This is a genomic window from Streptomyces sp. NBC_00691, assembly GCF_036226665.1.
Lineage (GTDB): Bacteria > Actinomycetota > Actinomycetes > Streptomycetales > Streptomycetaceae > Streptomyces.
Window position 1 is genome coordinate 5,188,044 of record NZ_CP109007.1, and the last position, 11,468, is coordinate 5,199,511.

The 11,468-nt window shown below is 71.7% G+C and carries 10 protein-coding genes; 8 read left to right on the top strand and 2 right to left on the bottom strand.

Annotated features, from left to right (window positions below):
• Window positions 1-127: 127 nt before the first annotated feature.
• The gene (locus OG392_RS23655; protein WP_329282620.1) at window positions 128-874 is read left to right on the top strand and encodes a DUF4232 domain-containing protein; all 747 of its coding nucleotides are present in this window, start codon (window positions 128-130) and stop codon (window positions 872-874) included.
• Window positions 875-1,030: 156 nt separating this feature from the next.
• Here OG392_RS23655 and OG392_RS23660 read toward each other — a convergent pair whose 3' ends face one another.
• Complete coding sequence (locus tag OG392_RS23660) at window positions 1,031-2,167, bottom strand: threonine synthase (protein ID WP_329282622.1); 1,137 nt, start codon at window positions 2,165-2,167, stop codon at window positions 1,031-1,033.
• Between the two features lie 175 nt (window positions 2,168-2,342).
• Here OG392_RS23660 and OG392_RS23665 point away from each other — a divergent pair, with 175 nt between their 5' ends.
• Together OG392_RS23665 and OG392_RS23670 are read left to right on the top strand one after the other, a co-directional pair.
• Window positions 2,343-3,917, top strand: a complete 1,575-nt coding sequence (locus OG392_RS23665) for a S8 family peptidase (protein WP_329282624.1) — start codon at window positions 2,343-2,345, stop codon at window positions 3,915-3,917.
• 303 nt (window positions 3,918-4,220) lie between these two features.
• Window positions 4,221-5,321, top strand: a complete 1,101-nt coding sequence (locus OG392_RS23670; RefSeq protein WP_329282626.1) for a DUF4190 domain-containing protein — start codon at window positions 4,221-4,223, stop codon at window positions 5,319-5,321.
• A 274-nt stretch (window positions 5,322-5,595) separates the two neighbouring features.
• On the opposite strand, the gene OG392_RS23675 is transcribed toward OG392_RS23670, so the two are convergent.
• Complete coding sequence (locus OG392_RS23675) at window positions 5,596-6,933, bottom strand: glycoside hydrolase family 18 protein (protein WP_329282628.1); 1,338 nt, start codon at window positions 6,931-6,933, stop codon at window positions 5,596-5,598.
• A gap of 297 nt (window positions 6,934-7,230) precedes the next feature.
• Here OG392_RS23675 and OG392_RS23680 point away from each other — a divergent pair, with 297 nt between their 5' ends.
• The 5 genes from OG392_RS23680 to OG392_RS23700 all read left to right on the top strand — a co-directional run bounded on the left by OG392_RS23680 (window position 7,231) and on the right by OG392_RS23700 (window position 11,349).
• Window positions 7,231-7,983: a GntR family transcriptional regulator gene (locus OG392_RS23680; RefSeq protein ID WP_329282631.1), complete on the top strand. Its 753-nt coding sequence runs from the start codon at window positions 7,231-7,233 to the stop codon at window positions 7,981-7,983.
• A gap of 158 nt (window positions 7,984-8,141) precedes the next feature.
• The gene (locus OG392_RS23685) at window positions 8,142-9,956 is read left to right on the top strand and encodes a purine-cytosine permease family protein (protein ID WP_329282633.1); all 1,815 of its coding nucleotides are present in this window, start codon (window positions 8,142-8,144) and stop codon (window positions 9,954-9,956) included.
• Window positions 9,957-10,110: 154 nt separating this feature from the next.
• Window positions 10,111-10,290, top strand: coding sequence for an SPOR domain-containing protein (locus OG392_RS23690; RefSeq protein ID WP_329282635.1), 180 nt, complete (start codon window positions 10,111-10,113; stop codon window positions 10,288-10,290).
• A gap of 40 nt (window positions 10,291-10,330) precedes the next feature.
• Window positions 10,331-10,783, top strand: a complete 453-nt coding sequence (locus tag OG392_RS23695) for a (deoxy)nucleoside triphosphate pyrophosphohydrolase (protein WP_329282637.1) — start codon at window positions 10,331-10,333, stop codon at window positions 10,781-10,783.
• Between the two features lie 143 nt (window positions 10,784-10,926).
• Entirely contained in the window at window positions 10,927-11,349 is a 423-nt protein-coding gene (locus OG392_RS23700) for an ATP-binding protein (protein WP_329282639.1), read from the top strand.
• Window positions 11,350-11,468 lie beyond the last annotated feature (119 nt).

An 11,468-nucleotide genomic window follows, 5' to 3' on the forward strand; every position in this document is an offset into this window, starting at 1 on the left:
CGGGACGGCAGCGCGAGGGCGGAAGCTGGATACAGCACCGGGGACCTGACGTACTCGGTGTCCTGACGCCGGGGCGGTCGCCCCGGCGCGTCCACGCCGACCGCACGTTTCACGGGGGAGAACCACCATGCGTACCCACCACAAGTCCACCGTCCTGGCCGCCGCCGCCATCGCCGCCCTCTCGCTGGGCCTGACGGCCTGCGGAGGCGACACGGACACCGGCGCGAAGGACGCGGGCAGCGCGAGCTCCGCCCCGTCGGCCGCGGGCTCCGCCGACAAGGGGACGGGCGCCGACGCCGGCACCGCCGACCAGACCGCCGCGAAGAGCGGCTCCGGCTCCGCCGGCGGGTCGACGACGACCGGTGGTACGACGACGTCCGGCGGCAGCGGTACGAAGGGGACCACGGCGGGCTCCTCGACCGGTGGCAAGACCTCCGCCAAGGCGCCCGCCTGTGCCTACGGCGACATCAAGGTCACGGCGGCGAAGGCCGACGAGGTCCCGACCGAGCACATCGTCCTCACCGCGACCAACACCTCCGGCAGCGCCTGCACCCTGCTCCAGTACCCGCTGCTCGCCTTCGGCCCGATCCAGACCGCCAAGGACGTCCCGGCCGTCGCGAAGAGCAAGCCGGGCGCCCCGGTCGTCCTCGAGCCCGGCGCGCCCGCCTACGCGAACGTGCGCGTCGCGCTCGGCGGCACCCACGAGAACACCGAGGTCGTGAACAGCTTCAACGTGAACCTCTTCGCCACCGACGGCCCGGCCGAGGGCAGCATCGTGGTCAAGGCGCCCGCGGGCGGCCTGGCCGTCGACGGGGCCGTCGCGAAGACGGGTTACTGGACGGAGCAGCTCCGCAACGGCGCCGACGAGTTCTGAGCGGCCTCGCGCCGGACACATCCGGCGCGGGCAGCCGTCACGGCCTTCGCCGCGGGCATCCGCCCGCGGCGTTCCGGCCTTGGCCCCTGACCCCCCGCCGCGGCGTTCCGGCCCTCGCCCCCGACGCCCGCCCGGTCGCACCGGAGGGCCCCGGGGTCACCGCGCGAGCCCGGTCTTCGCCCCCGCCCCGCACAGCGGTACGACCGTGAGGCCGGGCCTCGGCGCGGCGGCTCGGACCGCCGCCCAGCAGGCCACCCCGGTGGACTCCACGAAGAGGCCGCGGCGGGCCAGTTCCCGCTGCGCGTCCCGGATCTGGTCCTCCGTCACCGTGAGGAACGTGCCGCCCGTCGCCCGTACCGCCCGCAGGATCTGAGAGGCGCGGGGCGGCGCCGGGATCGCGATGCCCTCGGCGAGGGTGGGGCGGACGGGGACGGCCTCGCCCAGCTCCTCCGCGCCCGCGTGGAACGCCGCGGCCAGCGGGGAGACGGCCTCCGCCTGGACGGCGACGAGGGCGGGGCGGTTGTCCGTGAGGCCGTGGCTGTGCAGCTCGTCGAGGGCGAGGGCGGCGCCGAGGAGCAGGGTGCCGTTGCCGACGGGGACGACGATCGTGTCCGGGAGGCGGCCGCCGAGCTCCTCCCAGAGTTCGTAGACGTAGGTCTTGGTGCCGTGCAGGAAGTACGGGTTGTGGACGTGCGAGGCGTAGAAGGTGCCGGGCTCGTCGGCGGCCGCCCGCGCGGCGCGGGCCGTGGCCTCGCGGTCGCCGGGCACCTCGACGACCCGGGCCCCGTGCGCCCGGATCTGCTCCAGCTTCTTGGCCGAGGTGCCCTCGGGGACGTACACGAGGCAGTCGAGACCGGCCCGTGCGCCGTACGCGGCGATCGCCGTGCCCGCGTTGCCGCTGCTGTCGGCGACGACCTGGCGGAGGCTGCCGTTCCGTGCGAGGCGGAGGGCGTGGGCGGCAAGCATCACCGCGCCGCGGTCCTTGAAGGACAGGGTCGGCATGAGGAAGTCGAGTTTGGCGGAAACCGTTCCCTCCGCCGCTTCCTCCAGGGGGACGAGGGGGGTACGGCCCTCCCCGAGCGTCACCTCCGGCGCGTACGGCATCGGCGGTAGTGCCTCCTCGTAACGCCACAACGAATTTCGTCGTGACGCGAGTGACGGGAGGGAAACCGGCCCACCGGTGAACTCCAGATCCCAGGGGCCGCGGCACTTCGGACAACACCAGGTGAGGGCGTCCGTGGGCGAGTGGACCTGGCAACGGGGGCACACGTAGGCGGTCATGAGGATCAGCATGTCAGCTGTGTGGCGCGGGTGTTGCGGGCTGTCGGGAGCCCTTGTGAGATTCCTATGGATCAGTCAATCTTTCGCTCGGCAGCCGGATGCGCGAGGCGGTGTGGAGCCACATCTACTTGTCATGTCCCTGCTAATCCCCCACAGCGACGCACCACCAATGAGGAGGACCCCTCACATGTCAGTGATGCGTGAATCACGGCGTCGAATCGCCACCGCCGCGGCCGTCGCCGTCACCGCCCTCACCCTCGGCACCCTCTCCGCCCTCCCGGCCGCCGCCTCACCGGCCGCCCCGGAGGGTGTCATCGAGAACGCGGGAGCCGAAGGCACGATCGCGGGCAGCTACATCGTCACCCTCGACGGGTCGGCGCGGGCCGAGACCGCGAAGGGCCGCGCCGTGGCCGCCAGGTTCGGCGCGAAGATCAAGCGGACGTACACCTCGGCGCTCAACGGGTACTCCGTCGAACTCTCCGAGGCACAGGCGAGGAAGCTCGCGGCCGACCCCGCCGTGGCCTCCGTCGTCCAGAACCGCGTCTTCCACGTCGACGGCACGCAGCCGTCGCCGCCGTCCTGGGGCCTGGACCGGATCGACCAGAAGGCCCTCCCGCTGAACCAGAGCTACACCTACCCGGACACCGCGGGCCAGGGTGTGACCGCGTACATCATCGACACCGGCGTACGCATCACCCACAGCGACTTCGGCGGCCGTGCCTCCTACGGCTACGACGCCATCGACAACGACAACACCGCGCAGGACGGCCACGGCCACGGCACCCACGTCGCCGGTACGGTCGCCGGCACGTCGTACGGCGTCGCGAAGAAGGCGAAGATCGTCGGCGTCCGCGTCCTCGACAACTCCGGCTCCGGCACGACCGAGCAGGTCGTCGCGGGCATCGACTGGGTCACGCGGAACGCCGTGAAGCCGGCCGTCGCCAACATGAGCCTCGGCGGCGGCGTCGACACCGCCCTCGACACGGCCGTCCGCAACTCGATCGCCTCCGGCGTCACGTACGCGGTCGCGGCGGGCAACGACAGCGCCAACGCCTCCAACTACTCGCCGGCGCGCGTCACCGAGGCCATCACCGTCGGCTCCACGACCAGCACCGACGCCCGCTCCAGCTTCTCCAACTACGGCACGGTCCTGGACATCTTCGCCCCGGGCTCCTCGATCACCTCGTCCTGGAACTCCAGCGACTCCGCCACCAACACCATCTCCGGTACGTCCATGGCGACCCCGCACGTCGTGGGCGCCGCGGCCGTCTACCTCGCCGGCAACCCGACGGCGACCCCGGCGCAGGTCTCCGCGGCCCTGACGGCCGCCGCCACCCCGAACGTCGTCACCAACCCGGGCTCCGGCTCCCCGAACCGGCTGCTCTACGTCGGCGGCGGCACCACCACCCCGCCCACCGGCCCGAAGTTCGAGAACACCGCCGACTTCGCCATCGCCGACAACGCGACCGTCGAGTCCCCGGTCACCGTCAGCGGCGTCACCGGCAACGCCCCGGCCGCCCTCCAGGTGCCGGTGAACATCGTCCACACCTACATCGGCGACCTCCAGGTCCAGCTGATCGCCCCCGACGGCTCGGCGTACACGCTGAAGGCCTTCGGCACCGGTGGCAGCTCGGACAACATCAACACCACGTACACCGTGAACGCCTCCTCGGAGGTCGCCAACGGCACGTGGAAGCTCCGGGTCACGGACAACGCGAACGCCGACACCGGCAAGATCGACTCCTGGGGGCTGCAGTTCTGACCCCGGTCCCGACGGACCCTGAACGATGAGGGGCGGTCGCCTGACGGCGACCGCCCCTTCCGTCGTCCGACGGCGACCGTCTCTTCCGCCGCCGCCGGGATCGTCGGAGTTGTCCCCCGCATGCCGACCGCTCCGCACGGCCGCGTACGATGCGCGACCGATCGTTTGTTCGCGTCGTTCGCCCCGAACAGGAGCACCGTACCCGTGGAGCCGACCCCGCCGACCCCACCCCCGCCGCCGTCCCCCGGGGGAGGCCCGCAGCAGGGGGGTTGGCCCGCGCCGGGGCCGTACACCTCGCCGGGGATGCCGTACACGGCCGGTCCCTACACGGGGACGCCCGGCGGACCCGGCATGCCCGGTGTCGGCCCGTACGGACAGCCGCCCCGCCGCACCACCAACGGGCTCGCCGTCGCCTCGCTCGTCTCCGGCATAGTCTGCTGCCTGCCGCCGCTCGGCCTGGTGCTCGGCCTCCTCGCCCTTCCCCGGATCAGGAAGCGCGACCAGGCCGGCAAGGGGCTCGCCGTCGCGGGCATCGTCCTCTCCGCCCTCAGCTGTCTGCTGCTCGTGGTCGGCATCGCCACCGGCGGCATCAGCTCGTTCTGGGGCGGCTTCAAGGAGGGCGTCGACGAGGCGTCCCGGTCGAAGTCGCCCTTCTCACTGCGGACCGGGCAGTGCTTCACCCCCGAGGGCGAGCTGGAACAGTACGCGACGGACGTCACGGTCGTCGGCTGCGACCGTCCGCACATCGGCGAGGTCACCGGCGGGTTCAAGGTGACCGGCTTCGACAAGTGGCCGGGCGAGGACGCGATCGACAAGATCGCGGAGAAGCGCTGCGAGACGGTCAACGGCGCGTACGCACTGGACACCTGGGCCGTCCCAGCGGACGTCTGGCTGTACTACTACCTCCCCAGCAGCCAGAGTTGGCGCCTCGGCGACCGCACGGTGACCTGCGCGTTCGCCAGCGAGAAGAAGCCCTTCAGCGGCTCCGTGCGCTCCGACGCGACCCGGCTCACCGACGACCAGGAGTCCTTCCTGAAGACCGTCAACCCGATCGAGACGGTCACCTACCGGGAGCCGGAGTCGGACCCGGACGAGGACTTCACCGCCAACAAGGTGTGGGCCACGGAGCTGCTGGGCGCGGTCAACACGGCGTACACGGGTCTGGGGAAGCGCACCTGGCCCGCGGACTGCGCCCCGTCGGTGGCGGCGCTCCGCAAGCAGCTCGGGGCCGCGTCGAAGCAGTGGCTCAAGCTGGCGACGGCCCCCGACGCGGACGCCTACTGGGCCGCCTACGACGCGGCGTGGGAGGCGCTCCCCGAGGACCTGGGCGCGGACGCCCGCACCGCGCTCGACCTGACCGGCACCCCGCCGGTGGGCGCGGCGGGCGAGGGCACGTCCGCCTGAGCCGACACGTCTGCCGGGCCCGTGCGGCTTCGTGCGGGACTTTCGTACGGGGCCTCGGTGCGGGCCTTCGTGCGGGCCCCCTGCCTCTTCGGCGGGTTCGTAGAACGGGGCCGGGCCTCCTTCGGGAGGCCCGGCCCCGTCGTATGCGGACCGGGCGATGGCCCGGGGTGCGGCGGCCCGTGACCGACCGCCGCAGCCGGTCCACCGCGAGCGGCGGTGCCGGTCCGCGGTCCGGGGGCCCCGGCCACCGCCGTACGGCGGCCGGGGCGTGGGGTCAGCGCCGGGTCAGGCCCCGGTCGATGGCGGTGATCAGCTCACCGTCCGCGGTGTCCCCGTCGAGGGACCAGATCATCGCGCCGCCGAGCCCGTTCTGCCGGACGTAGGACGCCTTGGTGCGCAGCACGGTCGGGTCGTCGTACGTCCACAGGTTCGTGCCGTCGAAGAGCCACGCGTGACCGTCGCGGTAGCCGCGGTGGAGCTTGTACGTCCCCGATTCCGCCAGCTTCTTGAGGTACTTGTAGTCCTCGGAGCCCGCCACCCAGGTCGCGGGCGCGGGGCCGGTCGCCGGCTGCCCGAGGCCGTCGCCGCCGCCGGTGACGCCCGTCCAGCCCTGGCCGTAGAACGGCATGCCGACCACGAGCTTCTTGGCGGGGGCGCCGCGCCGCAGCCAGGCCTTGACGGTCTGGTCGACGCTGAAGTCGTCCTTGGCGAAGAGCGCGGACTGCTGGGCGGTGGTCTTCTCGCCGGAGACGTGGAAGTCGTAGCCCTGGAGGTTCACGAAGTCGAAGTCCCGCATGATCTTGGAGACTTCGAAGCCCGCGTCGATCTTGGCGGGCGCGGTGGGCACGTAGGCGCTGAGCTCGTAGTGCTTGCGCTGGTGCTTCGGGAGCGAGCGGCCGTAGGCATCGAGCTGGGTGCGGAACTCCCGCACCAGCTTGGTGAAGTTGGGCTTGTCCTCGGGGCGGATCACGTTCCCGGGTGCGCCGTCCGAGCCGGGCCACTCCCAGTCGAGGTCGACGCCGTCGAAGATCCCGGCGGCGGCCCCGGCGCCGCCGCGGGCGCCGTCGACGGGCAGGTTGCCCTTGATGTACGTGTCGATGCAGGAGGCGACGAGGGTCTTGCGGCCGGCGTCGGTGCGCACCGCGTCGGAGAAGTGCGCGGAGCCGGTCCAGCCGCCCAGCGAGATCATGACCTTGAGGCCGGGGTTCTCGGCCTTCAGCTCGCGCAGCTCGTTGAAGTTTCCGGCCAGTCGCTGGTCGGCGGTGTCACCGACGCCGTCCACCGAGGTGGCGGCGTCGACCGGGCGCACGTAGTCGGCCCACGGGTCGGAGCCGGGTGCGTTGCCCATGAGGCACTTGCCGTCCGGACCGATCACGCCGAAGGCGTAGTTGATGTGGCTGAGCTTGGCGGCGGTGCCGCTCGTCTCCAGGTCCTTGACCTGGAAGTTCCGTCCGTAGATGCCCCATTGGGTGAAGTAGCCGATCCGCTTCAGCTCGGGCCTGTGCCCGTTCGGCTGATGCGCGTCGGCGCTGGGGGCCAGGGTGGCGAGGAGACCGAGAGTGGCCGCGGCGGCCGCACCGAAGGTCAGCTTGGTCATGGCTCTGGGACGCATGGGCTCGTTCCTGTGCGAGGCGGGATGGCGCGTGCGGTGGAGCGTGCGGGCGCGCGCACGGTGGGGAGCGTGCGTGCGGGCCGGAGCGTGCGTGCGAGGTGAGACGTGCTGACAGGAACGTATTGGTCTGTACCAATGCGGGTCAAGAGGGCTGACGCCGCCTAACCGGAGTGACCCTGGGTAGCAAGAGGTGTGATCTCGGTGTCATCACTTCGAGTGAAACTTTGGCCCATGCTTGCGGATCGCGACCGACGGTTGCCAGGCTGTAGCTGTCAGTCAACCTGAGGGGAGTGTCCAGTGACGTTCGGTGAGCAGCCCGCCTATCTCCGCGTGGCGAGCGATCTGCGGGAGAAGATCGCGAACGGCTCGCTTCCGCCGCATACCCGTCTCCCCTCGCAGGCGCGCATCCGCGAGGAGTACGGGGTGTCGGACACCGTCGCGCTGGAGGCCCGCAAGGTACTCATGGCCGAGGGACTGGTGGAAGGGCGCTCCGGCTCGGGAACCTACGTCCGGGAGCGCCCGGTGCCGCGCAGGATCGCCCGCTCCGGCTACCGCCCCGCGTCGGGCGCCAGCCCCTTCCGGCAGGAGCAGGCGGCCGAGGGGGCCCGCGGCACCTGGGAGTCGAGCAGCGAGCAGGAGCCGGTGAGCGGCGAGGTGGCCGAGCGCCTCGGCATCGAGCCGGGGGAGCGCGTGATGCGCACGCGGTACGTGTACCGGGACGGCGGTGAGCCCATGATGGTCGCCACCTCCTGGGAGCCGCTCGCCGTCACGGGCCGGACGCCGGTCATGCTGCCCGAGGAGGGCCCCCTGGGCGGCTGCGGTGTCGTCGAGCGGATGGCGGCCATCGACGTCGTCGTGGACAACGTGGTGGAGGAGGTCGGCGCGCGGCCCGGCCTCGCCGAGGAACTCCTGGCGCTCGGCGGTGTGCCGGGGCATGTCGTGATGGTCGTCGAGCGCACGTACTACGCCTCGGGCCGGGCCGTCGAGACCGCCGACGTCGTGGTCCCGGCCGACCGCTACCGCCTCTCGTACCACCTGCCCGTGCGGTGACCGTTCAGCGGACCCCGCCGTCCGCGGGGCGTGACCGCGAGTTAACGGGCCGTCAGCTCGCGTAACCCCGGCGCAACCCCGCACCGCCGCCGTCCGTCACGACCGGCTCCTACCTTCCACGTCCGTACCCGCGAACCGGTCGGACGACAGGAACCCTCATGACGGACACGGTCACCACCCCCACCCCCGAACCGGGCGGGGACACCTCCATCCCGGAGCCGGCCGGGGGCGCAACCGCCCCGGAGCCGGGCGGGGGCGCCTGCCTGGCCCCCGACGCGCCGGGAGAGGCCGGGCCGCCCCCCGGGCACCCCCGCCGCAGCTACGCCAAGCTGGCCGCCGACGAGAGCCGCGAGGACTACTCGCTGCGCTACGCCCCGCACTCCTTCCGGCGCTGGTCGCCCGGGACCGTGGCGGGAACCGCCCTCGGCGGCATCGCCTATCTCGCGGACTTCGCCATCGGCGCCTCGATCGTCTTCACCTACGGCTTCGGCAGCGGGCTCGCCTCGATCCTCACCGCCGCCACTCTCATCTTCCTCACCGGCATTCCCATCGCCCGCGCCTGCGCCAGGTACGGCCTGGACATGGACCTGATCACCCGCGGCGCCGGCTTCGGCTACTTCGGCTCGACGCTCACCTCGCTCATCTACGCCTCCTTCACCTTCATCTTCTTCGCCCTCGAAGGCTCGATCATGGCCCAGGCCATGCATCAGGCCGTCGGCCTGCCCGTCGAGATCGGCTATCTGATCACCACCCTCATCGTCATCCCGATCGTCTTCCGCGGCATGGGCGCCCTGGCCAAGGTGCAGGCCTGGACCCAGCCGGTCTGGATCATCGGCATGGTGCTGCCCTTCGTCGTCCTGGCCTTCGAAGCCCCCGGCGCCTGGGGCGCCTTCGCCTCCTTCGGCGGTACGGAGGGAGCCGGCGCCGGCTTCTCGTGGATCGGCTTCGGCCTGGGCACGGGCGTCGCGCTGTCCCTGATCGCCCAGATCGGGGAACAGGCCGACTACCTGCGCTTCATGCCGGCCAGGACGGAGGCCACCAAGCGCCGCTGGAACCTCGCCGTGCTCGCCGCCGGTCCCGGCTGGGTCGTCATCGGCGCCGCCAAGCAGCTCGGCGGCGCCTTCCTCGCGTTCGTCGCCCTGGAGGCCGTCGGCAAGACCCACGCCCTGGAACCGATCGCCCCTCAGATCGAGGCCCTCAAGCCCTGGCTCGGGACCTTCGCCCTGCCGGCCGCCGCGCTCTTCGTGATCGTCTCCCAGGTCAAGATCAACGTCACCAACGCCTACAGCGGCTCGCTGTCCTGGTCGAACTTCTTCTCCCGCGTCACCCACCGGCACCCGGGCCGTGTCTGGTACATCTTCCTCAACCTCGCCATCGCGCTGACGCTGATGGAGATGAACATGTTCGCGGCCCTGAACAAGCTGCTCGGGTTCTACTCCAACGTCGGCATCGCCTGGATCACGGCCGTCGCCGCCGACCTCGTCATCAACAAGCGGGCCGGCTGGAGCCCCCCGTACATCGAGTTCAAGCGCGCCTATCTGTATGCCGTGAACCCGGCCGGCTTCGGAGCCATGGTCATCGCCTCCGTCGTCTCGATCCTCGCCTTCTTCGGTCTCTTCGGTACCTACGCCCAGGCCTTCTCCACCTTCATCGCCGCCGGTCTCGCCCTCGTCCTCTGCCCGCTGATCGCCCGGGTCACCCGGGGCCGCTACTACCTGGCCCGCCCCAACACGGTGAACGGTCCGGCCGCCGGTGCCGTCGACGAGCGGGCGACCCACACCTGCGCGGAGTGCGAGACCGCCTACGAACTCCCCGACATCGCCGACTGCCCGGTGCGTTCCGGCCCGGTCTGCTCCCTCTGCTGCTCGCTCGACGCCACGTGCGGCGACGTCTGCCGCAAGGACCCCGAGGGTGCCGGTGGTCCCGTCCTGATGCCCGTGCCGACCGTGCCCGGGGCGGCCGGCGGGGCGTGACTTCGGCCTCCCTCCGTCGGTTCCCGGCCGATCCGTATCTCTTTGTGTAATTCCGTATCCGCTGTGTGAAGGTCAGGCGTAAGCTCCGGCATATGCGGATTGCGGTTTCACGGAGATCCTCAACGGCGCCCGGACCGGCGGAGGGAGAAGCCTGATGACCGAGAGCGGCCCTGTCCTCGCCTGGCTCGTCATTCGGCAGGACGACAACGGCAACCGCTACCGGGTGGGGCGGTACGCGACCGAGGACGAAGCGCAGAAGATCGCGGACAGCCTCGACGACCGCGGCCACAAGCGGCTCTACTGGGTCGAGCGCATCGGCACCCCCGCGCTCTGAGCCCGACGGCCGTCGGCCGGGCCGGGCTACGCTCGCGCCCATGACCGATCGCACCACCGACCCCGCCGCGCCCCACGAACCCGCCGTGGTCGTCGTCGCGGGCGCCCTGTACGACCGGGGGCGGCTGCTCGCCGCGCGCCGCAGCGCCCCCGTCGAGCTCGCCGGCCGCTGGGAACTGCCCGGCGGCAAGCTCGAACCGGGCGAGAGCCCCGAAGAGGCCCTCGTCCGAGAGCTGCGTGAGGAGCTCGGTGTCGAGGTCGAGCCGGGCGAACGGATCCCCGGCGAGTGGCCGCTGAAGCCCGGATACGTCCTCCGGGTCTGGACCGCCCGGCTGCTCTCGGGTGAACCGCGCCCGCTGGAGGACCACGACGCCCTGCGCTGGCTCGCCCGGTCCGAGCTGGACTCGGTCGACTGGCTCGACCAGGACCGCCCCGCCGTCGCCGAGGCCGCCCGGCGGTTCCCGGCCGAGCCCGGAACAGGCGCGCACGGCTGACTTTCTACGCCGTTCGTGCCACCGTGCGCCCGCTGCTGCGCCCAGCGCGATATCCCGCCCCATATTCCGGGTATGTCCTGATTGACCCGTTGAAAGAGGACGTGGGCCTTCCTGCTGACGCACGGCTGGGGAAGTGATCGGGTGTGATCGACACCGACGGCGAGCGCGCCGAGTGGAACTTCCCGGCGGAGGCGAACGCCGTGCGCACGGCTCGCCACGCCGTGCGCGAGACGCTGCGTGCCTGGGACCTCGACTCGGCCCTCGGCGATGTGACCGTCCTGCTGGTCAGCGAGCTGGTGACCAACTCCCTGCGGTACGCGTCCGGACCGATCGGGGTCCGGCTCGTCCGCCCCCGAATCGACGGCAGCGACCCCACCCGTCCGCCCGCCCTCCTCGTGGAGGTTTCCGATCCGCTTCCGGATCCCCCCACCGCACGCGCCCCCGGACCCGAGGACGAAGGGGGCCGCGGACTCGGTCTGGTGGCCTGTTCCGCACGCCGCTGGGGCACTCGTAAAGGAAGAACCGGCAAAACCGTATGGTTCGAGCTGGCTCTCCCTGGTGAGTAAACAGGGTGGGACAACGATCACCGGTACTCGGCGCGAAGCGAACGAGACCACCCTGTGATCGTGAACGTCGTGCCGTCCGGGCCTGCCGTATTGAATACTGCGGGCATGGCCGGTCCGGT